Here is a 15100-nt window from a genome sequence, read left to right as displayed (position 1 = left end):
TGGTATTCCATGATGGGGGTGGACCAATGAAAAAATGGCATATGGAAGGCATTGTCAAGGCGGATACCTCTTACGGCCGACGATTGATTGTCCCTGACGAAGGTCAGATGTATGCCCGGACACGGAATTACCAATCGTCGGTTTCGCGGGAATGTGCGCTGGTCGCCGCGATCCGCAACATTGTCGGCTGGATCCTTCGTTTGATCTGATCGCAGTTCCGCGTTCCGGCCGGAATCAGATACGGCCAGGACTGTCTTCGAAACCGGTGAAACCATGAATGCAACCTGTGAGGCCCTGTTTTTCGAGCAACAGGGTGATGCTGTCCGTTGCGGCCTGTGTGCCCACCATTGCCTGATCGGCGAGGGAAAACGGGGGATCTGCGGGGTGCGGGAAAACCGGGAAGGAAGGCTGGTCTCGCTCGTCTACGGCAACCTGGTGGCCGAGCATGTCGACCCTATCGAAAAAAAACCGCTCTTTCATGTCCTGCCGGGCAGCCTGTCCTACTCGATCGCGACGATGGGCTGCAATTTCCGCTGCCTTCACTGCCAGAATTCTTCGATCTCCCAGGTCGACAGCAGATCCGGCGATCTCCCAGGCGTAACCAGGACTCCCGAGAGTGTCGTCAGGGCGGCGCAGCGCTCTCAATGCCAATCGATCAGCTATACCTATGTCGAGCCGACGATATTTTTCGAGTTTGCCTATCGATGCAGCGTTCTCGCCGCACAGCAGGGTCTGAAGAACATTTTCGTGTCCAACGGCTACATGAGCAGAGGGGCGGTGGAGATGCTGGCGCCGGTCCTGTGCGCCGTCAACGTCGACATCAAGGCCTTCAGCGATCAGTTTTACAAGAAGGTCTGCGGGGCGAGGCTGCAGCCGGTGCTTGACACCGTCGAACTGCTGCATGCGCTTGGGGTGTGGGTCGAGGTCACGACCCTGATCATCCCCGGCATGAACGATTCCCCTGCGGAACTGGCATCGATCGCCTCTTTTCTGGCGGCCATCGACCGCAACATCCCCTGGCATGTCACTGCCTTTTACCCGTCGCACCGGATGCTCGATGTTCCCCCCACCCCGCGTTCATCTCTGAAGGCCGCCGCCCGCATCGGTCGGGACAAGGGGCTGCTGCACGTCTATGAAGGCAACATCGGTGTCGGCGGCGAGGACACGGTCTGCGGTTCCTGCGGTTCCAGGCTGATCGAGCGGAGGGGACTGCAGGTGCTTTCGAACCGCCTCACCGGGGGCGCCTGTCCGGATTGCGGCGCCCACCTTGCCGGGGTCTGGGACTGATTGCCGTCCTCGTCTTTCCGTTCACCCTCTTTGTTCCGCCACCTTCGTTTTCAGGTCCTTCCTCTGCCTGACAAACAGGTGGCTGCTGATCCTTGTCAGCAGGATGGCGAACAGGGCTGCGGCCATGCCGAGCAGCACGTCGAAATAGGGTGGGGCGGCCAGGGCGATGCGGATGATCAGGGTCGACAATGCGAATCCCGAGTTGCGAAAGATCGCGGCGAAATTGGGGTGGAAACACTGGGAGATGAGGACGACGAGGATATCGGTCAGGATCAGGATCGTATAGAATTCATGGAGGAAATCTGTTTCCCGGGTACCGAAATACGTCTGGATGCCACTGTGAATCCCCATGGTGCAGAAGACCAGGAGCAGGATCAGGGCAATGCCCTTCTTGGCGGCGACGAAGCTGTACAGATCGCCGGGGCGCATGGTGTCGTCGGCGGTCTTGGCCTGAATCCGGTAGTAGTAACCAAGCAGAGCGAAGATCAGGAGGGCGCCGAAGCCATTGGAGAGGATATGGAGGATCGCCACCTCGTTGCCGGCGAACGAGATGGGTTCCGGAAACTGCGACAATTCCTTGAAGGCATTGCGCATCAGGATCAGCGACAGGATCTCGAACTGCTTGCCGACGGAGCGGCTGAACGAACAGGGGAGGGTGAAGATCAGGCTGATGACCTCGAGGATCAACACGACGGTGAAGGCGGCCTGGACGGCGTAAAAATGATTGCCGGGGACATACCGGGCGACGGATCCGGGGAGATAGCCCTGGCGCTTGAGTTCGATAGCGATCAGACTGCCGATGAAGAACATGACCAGCAGGACCGATATCTTCCTGTGTATCTTTTCATGTTCCCAGAGATGATGCAATGGATCGAAGAGGTAGGTGATGCGGTCGTAGAGAAAATTCATGGCAGGCGGACCGGGGAAGGCCACTTCCGGACGAGTGAATAGCCGGGGAAAAATAACTTTACAAGATCAGTCTCTGCCATGATGCAAGAGGCTCGGCGATGCAAAATCCCCGGTCTCCGCTCCGGCAATTTGCGGATACCGCCCGGCGTTATCGGTGGGAAGGCGGGACTGGCTCAGAGGGCTACCTCGCTCCGGACATCAGCGGGAGAAGGCTCATGGCTGATGACGAACTCGGTCCACCCCCAGGAGGCGTTCATGATCTCGACGCCGACGCTCTTTCCGGTGCCGCCGTTTTTTGTCCAGCACGGTCTCGCCAGCATCTTGAAGTTTTTCCCCTGGCCGGAAACGACGATCGACAGGCGCTGACTGGTGTCGCATTTGAGCGGAAGATCGGTCAGCCTCAGTCCAAAACGTGACAGGTCAGTCACCATTCCTGAGTAAAAACGTTTGCCGTCGGATACATCCGCCCAGAGGGTGTTTATACTCATCCGTTGGTACCGTCGTTTTTCCATGACTTCCTCTTGTTGCTCCGGACGACCAGGCGCCGGGAAGAATTATGTCGGGTACCACCCTGATCGGAACCCCTGAGACAGCCCGGCAATCCTTTCTGCCCCGCCGGGCGGACAACGAGTGCCTCACTCCTGTATGCTGTCATGCAGTACAGTCGTCAATACCCAGAACGACTGGGTTTGTTTGAAAATAGTAATGTTCCGTATCTAAATACTACGTAATTTCCTGCTGTTTGACAAGGAATAAGATCAGCCGCCAGAAGAGGGGAAAACGCACAATATCCTGACAGGCAGTGGGATGAGATACGGGGTGGGGTTGAATCCGTCAACAACAGCACATATTCCGGGATTAGCTGGGATTATTTTGGATTGATGACCAGGTTGTAAAAGTGAGATCGGATTGCACCGCGGTGGGAAATAATCTTTTACTTACTGAGATCAATCGGTATGATGACGAAGGAGTTCAGATCGTACCGAAATGCCTGCAATGGATGGATGACTTTGGTTTCTCCTGACAATCTCAAGACGAGAATACGATGGGCGGGAAATATGTTCTCTGGGTGACGCTGCTTGTCCTGGTTCTGCCACTGCCGCTGCCGGCCGGTCAACTTAACTGGATGGGGCACTGGAAGGGCGAAGACAAGCGTGAACTGCTGGTTCATGAGGTCAAGAAACAGTTCGAGTTCCTCCACCCGGAGATGACCGTCAATCTCCAGTTCGATGTCGATCTTGAAGGAGAGGGCGATTATTACAAGATGAAGGTCGCTCACAAAATTGTCGAGATGATCAAAACCGGCAGGATCGAATGGGATATCGTCTTCTGCGACATCCCCGTATATAACCATGTTGCCGATCTGCTGAACGATCCGCTGTGGGGACGGAAACATCTGGTCGATTTTGCCACCGTCCCCGGATTTCTCGAGAGCCAGAAAGACTTCATCGTCAAAACACCTTACTACCGGGAGCGAATGGGCGGGATTTTTGCCGGCCCCCACATCGAAGGGATCGTCTTCTGTCTCTGGTACACCAGGCAGGTGGCGGACAAGACGGGTATCGCGGTCAAGGAGAGGGGGATGACGAGCGAGGATTTTCTTTCCTACGCCAGGCTCCTTGCCGCGTACAACAAGGAACACGGGACTTTCATCCCGTTCCTTCATCTGAGTTCCTTCAACAGGATCGAGGCCCTGTTCGAATATCTTTTCAAGAGTCAGTTTTCCGATCCTGAATTCGTCATACAGGAGAAGTATGATGAAAGGAAGGCCGAAGCCTTTCTCGCCACCCTGGAGATCTTCGAGCAACTGTCGCGCTACCAGCCTGTGATCAACACCGATTGGCGGACCCTCGATTGGCGGGACTGTGAACGCGATTTCCTGGCCGGCGGCAGTCTCTTTCTGCCCGGCGGTACCTACATGTACAGCCATTTTCGTGGCGTTTCGCCGCAATACTACCAGAACGGCATCCCGGTCGAACAACCCTACGTGAAGCAGCCGAACGGGTTGGTCGGCCATTTTGTCAACGCCTTCGCGGTCATGAAAAGAAGCCCCAACCGCCAGGCGGCGATCGATCTGTCGATGATGTGGACAGAGCCGGAAATCGCCGAAAAATGGGTGGAATATACGAGAAATCCGACCGGCATCCGCGGCAACCTCCAGGAACCGGTGCTGGGCAGGGGCGCGGGGGATGTCTATGGGGATTTTCTCTACGACATGGAACTGCAGTACAATGCGCTGCCGATGCGCAATATTCGTGCCCCAACCTATGTTTTCGGCAAGGGTATGCCGGTCGGCGAAGAGGAATTCCGCAACGATCTGGTCCTGATACTGGAGGGAAAGCTCAAGGCCGGGGATTATTACCAGGCGCTTGTCCGTCAGGTCCGGCAGTGACACAGACGATCTGCCTTCAAGCTGCCTTCAAGATGAGGGGCCGGATACCTTCGACATGCCATGATCACCAGGTCCCGAAGGACCGAAACCATCCCGCCTTCTTCCGAGATGTTCCGGTCGGGAAAAGTTTTCACACAGTAGATTGATTATGCGGTTGATCAAGCGCATCAGACTGAACATTCCCGTCAAAATCCTCCTCGCCATCCTGACCATCGAGGTCGTCCTGCTGATGATGATGGGGATATTTTACAGTTCACGGTTCAATCGGGAAATCGACAGCCGTATTGCCGACAAACTGGCCCTCCCCGGGGTGCTGATGAACCAGCGGGCCCTGCCCTTTGACAAGGTCGAGGACCTTCGTGCGCTCAGTGATCTGGTGCAGGAAAAGGTCGTCGACGCGTTTGTTTTCGGCCGGGGTGGAAAAGTTTTTTTTCATTTTGAACCGTCCCGGGAAGGCAGGGTGTTCACCGATTTTCTAGTGGAAGAGGAAAAAAGCGTTTTCGATCCGGATATGGATCAGGCTCGACAATATGCCTTTGTCGACGGGAGCGGGGCGCACTACATTTCGCACGTGACCCCCTTGAGAGCCAACGGCAACTTTCTGGGAGGCCTCTATGTCAGGATCTCGGCCGATACGATCAAAGACTCGAAGATGGGGCTCGTCCTGTTCTTCTGTCTCGGGGCCACTCTGGCGATCTTCCTGACGACACTGATCTCGGCGTTTCTGATTCACCGGATGGTCGTTCCGCGCATCATCGAGGCCTTGTCGGTCCTGAAAAGGTATGCCGCCGGTGATTTTACCGTCCGGATTGTCAATCCCGGCGTGCCCGACCAACTCGGTCAGTTGATGCGGCAGGTCAATACCCTGCTTGAAGTGATAGAAGACTCTACCTGCAAGTTGCAGACGCTCAATCTGGCGGCGAAGGAATTCTCCCGGGCCGATGACAGGGAGGAGGTTTTCCGTGTCGCCGCCGACAGGATCGAGCAAAATCTGCCGGTCCGCCGGCAACGGGATCAACATGAAGCCAATTTCCTGCTTACACTGCCGGTCACTCGTCTGCCCGTTGCTGGCAACGGGTCTTCCCTCAACTTTGTCGCCCAGACGGACGGTCGGCAGCTGTCGCCGGGGGAAGCCGGTTTCGTCAAGGCCCTGTCCGGCCTGATGGAAAGCGCCATCGAGCGTATCGAAGCCTTCCAGCGAATCAGCGAGGCGGAAGAAAAGTACCGGGATCTCTTCGTCTCGGCCCTGGAGGGGATCTACCGTGCCCGATTGGACGGCCTCCTGATTGAAATCAACCCGGCGCTTGCGTCGATGATGGGATACGATTCCGTCGAGGACATGTTCGCTCTCAGCGGCAATTTGACCGGGAGATATATCAGCGCCGAGGATCATCAGGAACTGCTGCGGCAGTTGATGCAGGAAAAAAAGGTCCGGGAATACGAGGTGCCGCTGCTGCGTCGGGACGGCTCGGTGTTTCAGGCCTCGATGAGCGCCCGCCTGGTCATGGACAAAGACGGGGCGATGCAGCTCATCGAGGGTCGGGTCGTCGATATATCGGAGAGAAGGCGGCGGCAGCGGGAGGAAAAGGAGCGACTGGCGGCCGATGCGGTGACGAAGGCCAGGCTTTTGCTCGTCGAGGATCTCGAGCACAAGAACCAACAGCTCCATGAGGCCCTGGATGACCTCAAAAGGACGCAACAGCAGCTCGTCCAGTCGGAAAAGATGGCGGCAGTCGGTATGACCGCCGCCGGCGTCGCCCATGACCTCAACAATATCCTGGCCGGCGTTATCAGCTATCCTGAATTGCAGCTGGCGACCATACCGGCCGACAGCCCGTTCCGCGTTCCGCTCGAGGCCATTCTCGCCTCCGGCAGGCGTGCCGCCGCCGTCGTTGCCGATCTGCTCACCCTGGCCAAAGGCAGTGCCCGAATGAAGCAGAATGTCGCGCTTTGCTCCCTGGTGAAGGAATATATGGAGTCGGCGGAGTTCCAGACGATGATACGGCGGTATCCGCAAGTACGGGTGCAGGTCGTCGATGAATCGCATGACGCCCTGATCAACTGCTCTCCGGTCCACATCCAGAAGGTTGTCATGAACCTGGTGATGAACGCGGTCGAGGCCCTTGCCGCCGATGGCGGATCGGTCGTCATCAGGACCTCGCGCCAGGAGGCGGAACAGGCCGGCGGCCTGATCGACGGCAGCCTGGCGGTGCTGGAGGTGGGCGATGATGGTCCCGGTATCCCCGTTGAAAACCAGCCCCATATCTATGAGCCCTTCTATACCCGCAAGGTCATGGGTAAGAAGGGAACCGGGCTCGGCCTGACCGTCGTCTGGAACGTCGTCAAGGAGCATGGGGGACGGATTGAGCTCGATAGCGAGGCGAAAGGCACGACATTCCGCGTCTTCCTGCCCGTTGAAGAACGACCGGGGAGCGACGACGTTTTCGTTGACGAAACGATGGATCTGCAGGGGCGGGGGACGATCCTGGTGGTCGACGATGAGCCGTTGCAGCGCGATATCGCCACCAAGATGCTGACAACCTTCGGTTACGAGGTCATGACGGCGGAGAGCGGCCAGGCGGCGATCGATCTTCTTCGCCGACGATCGGTCGATCTTGTCGTTCTCGACATGTTGATGCCGCCCGGGATCAACGGCCTGCAGACCTACCAGGCGATCATTGCCATTTACCCCGGCCAGAAGGCCCTGATTGTCAGCGGTTTCTCGGAAAGCGGCGACGTCAAGGCGGCGATGCAGCTCGGGGTCGGCGGTTTTGTCAAGAAACCGTACACGATGAACCAGATCGCCCGGGCGATCAAGAACGAGATGGAGCGGCGGCCGGCATCGCCGTGACTGCCGGACGCCGCTATCTGTCCTTCTTTTCCTGTTCTTCCTGCTGCTGCCTCAGGCCCGCCCACCAGTCGAGACGTTTTTTGATCTCCTTCTCGAAACCGAAGGTTGAAGGCCGGTAATAGGTCTTCTCCTCCATCTGCTCCGGAAAACAGCGCTGATAGCTGTAGCGGTTGGCGAAATCGTGTGAATAACGGTAGCCCCGGCCGTACCCCAGATCCTGCATCAGTGCGGTGGGGGCGTTGCGGATGTGCAGCGGCACCCTGAGACCACCGGTGGCGACGGCGTCGGCCTTGGCCAGGTTGTAGGCGACTTCGGTGGCATTGCTCTTCGGGGCGGTTGCCAGATAGACGACGAGCTGGGTCAGGGCGGTGCTGGCCTCGGGCATGCCGAGAAAGTGGACCGTGTCCTTGACCGCGATGGCCTGGACCAGGGCCTGCGGGTCGGCCAGCCCCACATCCTCGGTGGCCAGCCGCACCATTCTCCGGGCGATATACATCGGGTCCTCACCGGCCTCGAGCATCCTCGCCAGCCAGTACAGGGCCGCCTGCGGATCGCTGCCCCGGATCGACTTGTGCAGGGCCGAGATCAGGTTGTAGTGCTCTTCCCCCCCCTTGTCGTAAAACAGAGAGCGGTGCGACAGGGCCTTCTCGACGGTCTCGGCGTCGATACGGTCGCCGCGGTCGGCGTTGCGACAGACCATCTCCAGGTTGTTGAGGGCCCGGCGGCCGTCGCCGCCGGCTTTGGCGGCCAGCAGGGCGAGGGCCGCGTCGTCGAGATGCAGATCGCGGCCGACGAGGGAGAAGGCCCGTGCGAGAATGCTCTTGATCTCGTTGTCGCTGAGCGGTTCGAGGACGAAGACATGGCAGCGGGAGAGCAGGGCGGGGATGACTTCGAAGGACGGGTTCTCGGTGGTGGCGCCGATGAGGATGATCGCCCCCGATTCGACGTAGGGGAGGAAGGCGTCCTGCTGCGATTTGTTGAAGCGGTGGATCTCGTCGATAAAGACGATGGTCCGCCGGCCCTCGGCGAGAAGGAGTCGGCGGGCCTTTTCCATCAGCTCTTTGACTTCGGTGATTTTGACCAGCACGGCGCTGAACGGGACGAAGGCGTGCCGGGTCTTGCGCTCGATGATCCGGGCCAGCGTCGTCTTGCCGGTGCCGGGAGGCCCCCAGAAGATGCACGAACTGTAGCTGTCCTGGTCGATCATCCGCCTGAGCATCGACTCCGGCTGCAGCAGTTTGTCCTGGCCGAAGAGGTCGGCCAGTTCTCGGGGCCTGGCCCTTTCGGCCAGGGGGATGTCGCGGGTGGTGTCCTCTTCGCCGGTCATCGGCAGCTGTCTGGGCATGGTTCTGTCCGTATCTGCGGGAGGAAAAGCGTCACTGTCGGGGTGTGCGCCGGTACAGCGCGGCCAGGGTCTTGTAACGGCGGCGATTGACCCCCAGATCGGAGTAACCGAGGCGCGACGCGGAGCGGAAATGGACGGTGCGGCTGCTCTCGTCGAGGTGGAATTCGACATCGTCGCGAAAGCCGAACGTGGCGCTGCTGAACACGCAGTGAATATAGGACGGCGTATCGGTGACGATTCTGACCTTGCCCGGGTAGCCGCCGATTGCCTGCCGCAGGGCCCTGTGTGTCTGCTGGCGGTCGCCGGCAAACGGAAGCGGCGGCACGTAGCGTTTTTCGTCCTCCGTCCGGCTCGAGACCGCATTGGGGGTGAAGGGCAGAGGTGACAGACGTCCCTGGCGCAGGCCGAGGTTCGCCGGTGTCCGGCCGTTTTTGAGGATGGCGAGGACCAGAACGAGGGCGAGGGCCAGGAGCAGAAAAAGGATCATCTTGTATGTCATCAGAGGGAACTCCTGTTGGCTGTTGATGATTGGCTGGCGAGGGTTCTGTTGCCGCCCGGCGCTACTCCTCCCGACGGGACGGCGATCCGGCAGCAAGCGCCGTCTCTCCGCTCGATCCCCGTGGCGGCCGGCGGCCGATTGCTGTCGTCGCCGACCTCAGTCGTTCAGGATGGCGGCAATCATTTCCCGGCGTTTTTCGGGGGCGAGATAGGGGGTCATCCGCACCTCGAGGACCTTCGCCTGGCGCCCCAGCCGGCGTTTCATCGCCGATTCGACCTGGGCGATGAGGTCGTCGATTTCGCAGGGTTTTTTCAGGTAATTGAAGGCCCCTTGCTTGATCGCCTCGACAGCGGTGGTGACGGTGGCCTGGCCGGTCAGCATGATGACCTCGATCAGGGGGTGACGCTTCTTGATGGCGTTGAGGGTCTCGATTCCGCCCATGCCGGGCATCGCCACATCGAGAATGACGATATCGACCGCACCTTCCTCCAGATGCTGCAGGGCGGTCGCTCCCTCCGTCGCCGTGATGACCGGGAATCCGCGTTTATTGAGGCGCTGGGCCATTATTTCGATGAATTCTCTTTCGTCGTCGACGACAAGCAGTGAAATATTTGGGATGGACCGAGTCATGGGGGTATCAGTGGCGGAGAATTCGTTCATCGTGATTGTCGTCCTCCCGTCTACAGTATTGATTTCATGTCGGCCGTGCAAGGAGGAAATGGGTGGCCGATGAAAAATCGGCTGCCAGCGCCGCAGAAATGTCGTCGACCACTCCACCGGCTGAAGTCATGACGTTCGAAAGTACTGGACAGGGAATGTTGATTGTTTCTATCATCGTAGGATAAGATGACATCACCGGCAGGTAAGCGGCAGTGGCGCTGTATCCGAATATATCCGGGCAAAGATGTCGGCGATGGTTGCAGGCCATGCCCAGCGCGAAGGGGCGCCGGTTTGAAGTCGGTAGTGGGCATCAATCACAACAAATTTCAGCGGAGGGAATTATGCGCTGGCAGACAGGTCGCAGAAGCGGCAATATCGAGGACCGGCGGGGGAGCAGGATCCCCGGGGGATTCAAGGGCGGCGGCATCGGCATTCTGCTGCTGGCCCTGGTCGGCATGTATTTCGGAATCGATCCGGCCCTGATCCTCAACATCGGCGAAACCGTGCAGCAATCGTCCCCCGATTCGTCGGCCTCCTACCAGCCGAGTGCCGAAGAGCAGGAACTGGCCGAGTTCGTTTCAGTCGTGCTGGCCGATACCGAGGACACCTGGAACGCGGTCTTTGCCTCGGCCGGCATGACCTACAACGAACCGAAACTGGTGCTGTTCTCCGGGGCGGTGCAGTCGGCCTGCGGATTCGCCCAGGCGGCGATGGGGCCGTTTTACTGTCCGGCCGACAGCAAGGTCTATATCGATCTGGCCTTTTATCACGACCTCAAGGCCGATCTCGGATCTCCGGGGGATTTCGCCCAGGCGTATGTCATCGCCCATGAGGTCGGGCATCATGTCCAGAACCTGCTCGGGATCAGCGATAAGGTCGCGGCGCAACGCGGGCGGGTCGCCGAGGTTGAATACAACAAGCTGTCGGTCAGGCTCGAACTGCAGGCCGACTGCCTGGCCGGGGTGTGGGCCAACCATGCCAAACGGGTGCGGCAGGTCGTTGAACCGGGTGATATCGAAGAGGCCCTGAACGCCGCCTCGAATGTCGGCGACGACCGGATGCAGCGCCGATCCCAGGGGCACATCACCCCTGATTCCTTCACCCACGGCAGTTCGGCGCAGCGGGTGAGCTGGTTCCGACGCGGCTTTCAATCCGGCGATATCGACAGTTGCGATACGTTCCAGGCGAAAACGCTGTAGCGAAGCAGGAAAAACGGCGAGGTATTCAAGGAGAGTGGCGCACCCGGAGGGATTCGAACCCCCGACACCCAGGTTCGAAGCCTGGTGCTCTATCCAGCTGAGCTACGGGTGCGCGCATGGAAGCCTTCCGATACCATTTCCGCAGGTGAAGGTCAAGCCCTTGCGCTGGCACCGGGCCTGAAAAGATGGCGGCAACGGTCTCTTGCCGCGCGCTTGTGCGCGGCTACGCCGCTAACGGCTGCCAAGTCCCTGTGATCCGACCTTGGCGCTGATCCCCCGTCGCAGGACCTCCCTCTTGTAGAGATCGAGGACGTCGCGGCGCTTGAGCATCCCCACTACCCAGCGCTCGTCGAGGCTCTCCACCACCGGGATCTCCTCGATTCCCTTGATGTCGAAGAGCTGCATGGCGGCGAAGAGGGAATCGTCCGGGGTCAGCATGATGATGTTGCGGTTGCAGATCCCCCCCACCTTGTAGGCGATTCGCTCCTTCTCCTCACGATGGAGGATATTCTTCACGTCCTGCAGCGAGACAATCCCTGTCATCTTGCCGGTAGCATCGATAACCGGAAAATAAAAGCCCTTGCCGATGCTGAAGATCTGCAACAGTTCCTTGATATTGGCTTCCTCGCTGATGAAATCGACCTCGTCGCTGATGGCGGCCCCGACCTTCAGCGATTTCAGGATGACCGTCTCGCGCCCTTCATGGATATTGATTCCCGCCCGGCTGAAATCGACCGTGTCGATCGAATCCTCGCAGAATTTGCGGGCCACCACCGTGCCGATGATCGAGGTGATCATGATCGGGATGATGATCTGGTAGTTGCCGGTCATTTCAAACAGCAGGAAGATAGCGGTCATTGGGGCGTGTGTCGCCGCGGCGAGGAAGGCGCCGATGCCGACGGTGGCGTAAGCCCCCGATCCGGCGGTCAGATCGGGCATGAGCCGGTGGGTGATGGAACCGAAGGCTCCGCCGAGGACGGCGCCGATGAACAGTGAGGGCGCGAACACCCCGCCGGCTCCGCCGGAACCGAGGGTGATCGAGGTCGCGAGGATCTTGAGCAGGACCAGGGTCAACATCACCCAGGCGATGCCCTGGCCGTGGAGGATGTCTTCCATGTAGTCGTAGCCATCGCCCATGACCTGCGGAAAAAAGATGCCGATGCAGCCGATCAGCAGGGCCCCGGTCAGCGGCTTGAGCTGGGGATGAAGGCCGATCTCCCGGTAGCGGTCCCGGACCGCGTAGAAGACCCGAATGAACAGGACTGCGGCCAGGCCGATGAAGATCGCCAGCAGGCAGTAGAGGGGGATCTCGACGAGGTAGTTGACCACCGAATACTGGGGGATGGTGAAGACGCTCATCTCGCCATACCAGCCGCGGGTGACGACGGTGGCCATCGCCGAGGCGATGACCAGGGCGGCGAAGGAGGAGATCTCGTAGGTGCCGAGGAGGACGATCTCGGCGGCGAAGAAGATCCCGGCGATCGGGGCATTGAACATCCCGGCGATGCCGCCGGCGGCCCCGGCGGCGATGAAGACCTTCATCCTGCTGCCGGAGACCCGGAAAAACTGGCCGGCCTGGGAGCCGATCGCCCCGCCGATCTGGGCGATCGGTCCCTCCACCCCGGCCGAATTGCCGGTGCCGATGGTCAGGGCGGTGGCGATGATCTTGATGGCGATGCTCCGTGCCCGGATAATGCCGTTCTCGAGGTTGACCTTGCGGAGGAAGGCAGGCAGGCCGTAGCCGTTGACCTCACCCGGGAAGAGCAGCGACAGCGGAATCAGCAGCACCATGCCGACCAGCGGCAGCAGCGGCAGCAGCAGCAGGCGCCAGCCGCCCTGGCCGATGCCGAGCAGGCTGGCGCCGCCTTCGAAGATCAGAGCATCGACCGCGTCGACCAGGCTGCGGAAGACGATGGTCATCAGGCCGGCGCCCAGCCCGATGCAGGTGGCGATGAGCATCATCCGGGTGTTTTCCCCCGGGAGAAACTTGCGGATGTTCTTCCTCATCGTTTTTCAGGGATGGCGCAGCCGATGGCCGCTGCCTGGCTGAGAAAGAAATCGTCGGTCATGCCGGCGATGTAGTCGCGGACCATGGCCGCCGGCGGCTGGCTGTCGAGGTAGCTGCGGTCCATGTCGGTCATCAGGTCGACCTGGTCGGGCAGTCGGCGCCCCGATTGCAGGCCGTCGAGGTAGGCCGTGAACAGGGCGGCATAGCATGCACCGATGATCGGCATGTCCTTTCGCGTCTGGGGTGCGAGGTAGATCCGTTCGTAATTGAAGGCCTTGAGTCTCTGGAGGGCGAGGGCGATCTCCTCGCTGAAGCCGACCGCGGGGATGATGTCGTCGGCTCTGTCCCCGGCGGCGGGCACCGTGCTGGCGGTGATGATGTCGGTGGTGAGGGTGTAGACGATGGTGCCGTTGGTATCGCCGAGACTGTTCCGGCATGACGCCGGGATATCGTCCCGCCGGATCAGACCGAGGATGATGGCGTCTTCGATATCCCGGCCGATGTAGGCGATGGTGTCGGCCAGTCGGACCACGCATCCTTCGAGCGTGGCCGGCACCAGTTCGAGTCCGGGGTCCATCTCCTTGGCCTGCAGGCGGCGGTCGAAGTCGGCAAAGGTGGCGAGCGGCGCCGGGCTCAGGCTGTCGCTGTCGATCTCGCCGTCGTGGCTGAGGATGCCTTCCAGGGTCTGGAGGCTGAGGTTCCACCCCCGGCCCTTGCGTTCCAGGCGGTCAAGGAAGCGGACCGATTGGATATTGTGCTGGAAGGGGGGGAGACCGTGCTCCCGGCAGAGGCGGGAAAGATAGACCTCGCCGCCATGGCCGAAGGGGGGATGGCCGATATCGTGGCCGAGGGCGATGGCCTCGATCAGGTCTTCGTTGAGGCCGAGAAAACGGCCGATGGTCCGGGCGATCCTCGCCACCAGCTGCACATGAAGGACCCGATGGGTGATATGGTCGTTGTCGATCAGGCAGAAGACCTGGGTCTTGTCGATATAGCGGGTGTAGGCCCGCGAGTGGAGAATGCGGTCGGCGTCGAGGGCGAACTGCTGGCGGTAGCCCGGTCGCTCCTCGTCCTTGCGCCTGATCGCCTGCCGGCTCGGGGTCGCAGATGGCGACAGCCGGCGCTCCTCGTCGGTATCGAGGGCGTGCAGACGGGAAAAAAGGGCTGTGGGATCACTGTGGTCTGGCATGTGGCTGGACAGGTCGAAGGAAAGATGACGTGGGCTTCTGCGAAAACGCGTTAGTATACCTGGCTTGGTGGAAAATGCACGTGGCGCCAACCAATTCCGATGCGCTGAGAGCGATGGCCGGGTGGCAACGCAACGGTGAGACCGGATTCCGACCCCTGTGGCTCAGATCTTGACGTCTTCGTGGCCTTCTTTGGCCTGCTCGAGGCAGCCGGAGAGGCACTCCTCGCAACTGGTACGCGTCCGGCCCTCGGCGCAGAAGTTGGCGAAGCCTTTGATCAGATCCTCGCCGCCGCGGGGGCAGCATTGCATGAACTGGGTGAAGCTGATCATCCGGGCGATAACTTCGGGAGGGGCGGCGTGCTCAATCCGGCAGGCAGCCTCTTCGGCGATTTTGCGGTCGATGGCCAGGACTTCGATGAAGAACTGCTTCAGGGTGTCGTGGCGGAAGATGACATCCCTGGCAACTTTCCGCCCCTTGGTCGTCATTGTGATCGCCTGATAAGGGGCGTAATTGATCAACCCCTTGCGGGCCAGAGCCCGGAGGGCCTCGGTCACGGAGGCCCGGCTGACTTCGAGTCGGCTTGCGATTTCCTTGCTTCTGGCGACATGCTTTTCATTGACTATATGGTGAATGGCCTCGATATAGTCTTCCAGGCTGGCGCTCAGATCTTTTTTCTTTTTCATCCGTGTCGATTTCGAGGCGCGGGGGGTGGGCTACAGGCGAAAATCGTCGGGAAAAGCGGTTGCCAAGTCTCCAAAGC

General features: G+C 59.9%; 14 protein-coding genes and 1 tRNA gene. 6 read left to right on the top strand and 9 right to left on the bottom strand.

Annotated elements, in window-relative coordinates; genetic code table 11:
- Window positions 1-26 precede the first annotated feature (26 nt).
- Both HNQ81_RS06670 and amrS read left to right on the top strand, forming a co-directional pair.
- Window positions 27-209, top strand: coding sequence for a hypothetical protein (locus HNQ81_RS06670; protein ID WP_183349571.1), 183 nt, complete (start codon window positions 27-29; stop codon window positions 207-209).
- 64 nt (window positions 210-273) lie between these two features.
- Window positions 274-1287, top strand: a complete 1014-nt coding sequence (gene amrS, locus HNQ81_RS06665) for an AmmeMemoRadiSam system radical SAM enzyme (RefSeq protein WP_183349569.1) — start codon at window positions 274-276, stop codon at window positions 1285-1287.
- A 21-nt stretch (window positions 1288-1308) separates the two neighbouring features.
- On the opposite strand, the gene HNQ81_RS06660 is transcribed toward amrS, so the two are convergent.
- Window positions 1309-2196 (bottom strand): hypothetical protein, encoded by an 888-nt coding sequence (locus HNQ81_RS06660; protein ID WP_183349567.1) that lies wholly within the window; start codon window positions 2194-2196, stop codon window positions 1309-1311.
- A 173-nt stretch (window positions 2197-2369) separates the two neighbouring features.
- A complete protein-coding gene (locus HNQ81_RS06655) occupies window positions 2370-2708 on the bottom strand; it encodes a PilZ domain-containing protein (RefSeq protein WP_183349565.1) in 339 nt (112 codons plus the stop codon).
- A gap of 533 nt (window positions 2709-3241) precedes the next feature.
- Between HNQ81_RS06655 and HNQ81_RS06650 the strand changes: the two genes are divergently transcribed.
- Both HNQ81_RS06650 and HNQ81_RS06645 read left to right on the top strand, forming a co-directional pair.
- Complete coding sequence (locus HNQ81_RS06650) at window positions 3242-4588, top strand: hypothetical protein (protein WP_183349564.1); 1347 nt, start codon at window positions 3242-3244, stop codon at window positions 4586-4588.
- A gap of 148 nt (window positions 4589-4736) precedes the next feature.
- Window positions 4737-7439: a response regulator gene (locus HNQ81_RS06645; protein ID WP_183349563.1), complete on the top strand. Its 2703-nt coding sequence runs from the start codon at window positions 4737-4739 to the stop codon at window positions 7437-7439.
- Window positions 7440-7452: 13 nt separating this feature from the next.
- Here HNQ81_RS06645 and HNQ81_RS06640 read toward each other — a convergent pair whose 3' ends face one another.
- From HNQ81_RS06640 to HNQ81_RS06630, 3 genes are all read right to left on the bottom strand, one after another.
- Window positions 7453-8784, bottom strand: a complete 1332-nt coding sequence (locus HNQ81_RS06640) for a replication-associated recombination protein A (RefSeq protein WP_183349562.1) — start codon at window positions 8782-8784, stop codon at window positions 7453-7455.
- 31 nt (window positions 8785-8815) lie between these two features.
- Window positions 8816-9283 carry a DUF1499 domain-containing protein gene (locus tag HNQ81_RS06635; RefSeq protein ID WP_183349561.1) on the bottom strand — a complete coding sequence of 156 codons (468 nt, stop codon included), beginning with the start codon at window positions 9281-9283 and terminating at the stop codon, window positions 8816-8818.
- 156 nt (window positions 9284-9439) lie between these two features.
- Window positions 9440-9913: a response regulator gene (locus tag HNQ81_RS06630; RefSeq protein WP_183349560.1), complete on the bottom strand. Its 474-nt coding sequence runs from the start codon at window positions 9911-9913 to the stop codon at window positions 9440-9442.
- A 92-nt stretch (window positions 9914-10005) separates the two neighbouring features.
- Here HNQ81_RS06630 and HNQ81_RS17785 point away from each other — a divergent pair, with 92 nt between their 5' ends.
- Together HNQ81_RS17785 and ypfJ are read left to right on the top strand one after the other, a co-directional pair.
- A complete protein-coding gene (locus HNQ81_RS17785; protein WP_275888792.1) occupies window positions 10006-10128 on the top strand; it encodes a hypothetical protein in 123 nt (40 codons plus the stop codon).
- A 156-nt stretch (window positions 10129-10284) separates the two neighbouring features.
- The gene (ypfJ, locus tag HNQ81_RS06625; protein ID WP_183349558.1) at window positions 10285-11142 is read left to right on the top strand and encodes a KPN_02809 family neutral zinc metallopeptidase; all 858 of its coding nucleotides are present in this window, start codon (window positions 10285-10287) and stop codon (window positions 11140-11142) included.
- Window positions 11143-11177: 35 nt separating this feature from the next.
- Here the strand turns inward: ypfJ and HNQ81_RS06620 are convergent.
- The 4 genes from HNQ81_RS06620 to HNQ81_RS06605 form a co-directional block, all read right to left on the bottom strand.
- A tRNA-Arg gene (locus tag HNQ81_RS06620) sits at window positions 11178-11254 on the bottom strand.
- A 119-nt stretch (window positions 11255-11373) separates the two neighbouring features.
- On the bottom strand, window positions 11374-13149 hold the full coding sequence (locus HNQ81_RS06615; protein ID WP_183349556.1) for a chloride channel protein: 1776 nt from the start codon (window positions 13147-13149) through the stop codon (window positions 11374-11376).
- On the bottom strand, window positions 13146-14339 hold the full coding sequence (locus HNQ81_RS06610) for a deoxyguanosinetriphosphate triphosphohydrolase family protein (protein ID WP_183349554.1): 1194 nt from the start codon (window positions 14337-14339) through the stop codon (window positions 13146-13148). Before HNQ81_RS06610 ends, HNQ81_RS06615 begins: the two co-directional genes overlap by 4 nt.
- A gap of 162 nt (window positions 14340-14501) precedes the next feature.
- Window positions 14502-15023: a metal-dependent transcriptional regulator gene (locus tag HNQ81_RS06605; RefSeq protein ID WP_183349552.1), complete on the bottom strand. Its 522-nt coding sequence runs from the start codon at window positions 15021-15023 to the stop codon at window positions 14502-14504.
- Between the last annotated feature and the right edge of the window lie 77 nt (window positions 15024-15100).

It is taken from the genome of Desulfoprunum benzoelyticum (assembly GCF_014201505.1).
Taxonomy (GTDB): domain Bacteria; phylum Desulfobacterota; class Desulfobulbia; order Desulfobulbales; family Desulfocapsaceae; genus Desulfoprunum; species Desulfoprunum benzoelyticum.
Note: the sequence above shows the minus strand (reverse complement) of the source record. Positions and strands in the feature narration are given on the sequence as shown.

Coding starts and splice junctions, on each gene's coding strand:
- HNQ81_RS06670 (WP_183349571.1), top strand. CDS start 27: ATGAAAAAATGGCATATGGAAGGCATTGTCAAGGCGGATACCTCTTAC.
- amrS (WP_183349569.1), top strand. CDS start 274: ATGAATGCAACCTGTGAGGCCCTGTTTTTCGAGCAACAGGGTGATGCT.
- HNQ81_RS06660 (WP_183349567.1), bottom strand. CDS start 2,196: ATGAATTTTCTCTACGACCGCATCACCTACCTCTTCGATCCATTGCAT.
- HNQ81_RS06655 (WP_183349565.1), bottom strand. CDS start 2,708: ATGGAAAAACGACGGTACCAACGGATGAGTATAAACACCCTCTGGGCG.
- HNQ81_RS06650 (WP_183349564.1), top strand. CDS start 3,242: ATGGGCGGGAAATATGTTCTCTGGGTGACGCTGCTTGTCCTGGTTCTG.
- HNQ81_RS06645 (WP_183349563.1), top strand. CDS start 4,737: ATGCGGTTGATCAAGCGCATCAGACTGAACATTCCCGTCAAAATCCTC.
- HNQ81_RS06640 (WP_183349562.1), bottom strand. CDS start 8,784: ATGCCCAGACAGCTGCCGATGACCGGCGAAGAGGACACCACCCGCGAC.
- HNQ81_RS06635 (WP_183349561.1), bottom strand. CDS start 9,283: ATGACATACAAGATGATCCTTTTTCTGCTCCTGGCCCTCGCCCTCGTT.
- HNQ81_RS06630 (WP_183349560.1), bottom strand. CDS start 9,913: ATGACTCGGTCCATCCCAAATATTTCACTGCTTGTCGTCGACGACGAA.
- ypfJ (WP_183349558.1), top strand. CDS start 10,285: ATGCGCTGGCAGACAGGTCGCAGAAGCGGCAATATCGAGGACCGGCGG.
- HNQ81_RS06615 (WP_183349556.1), bottom strand. CDS start 13,149: ATGAGGAAGAACATCCGCAAGTTTCTCCCGGGGGAAAACACCCGGATG.
- HNQ81_RS06610 (WP_183349554.1), bottom strand. CDS start 14,339: ATGCCAGACCACAGTGATCCCACAGCCCTTTTTTCCCGTCTGCACGCC.
- HNQ81_RS06605 (WP_183349552.1), bottom strand. CDS start 15,023: ATGAAAAAGAAAAAAGATCTGAGCGCCAGCCTGGAAGACTATATCGAG.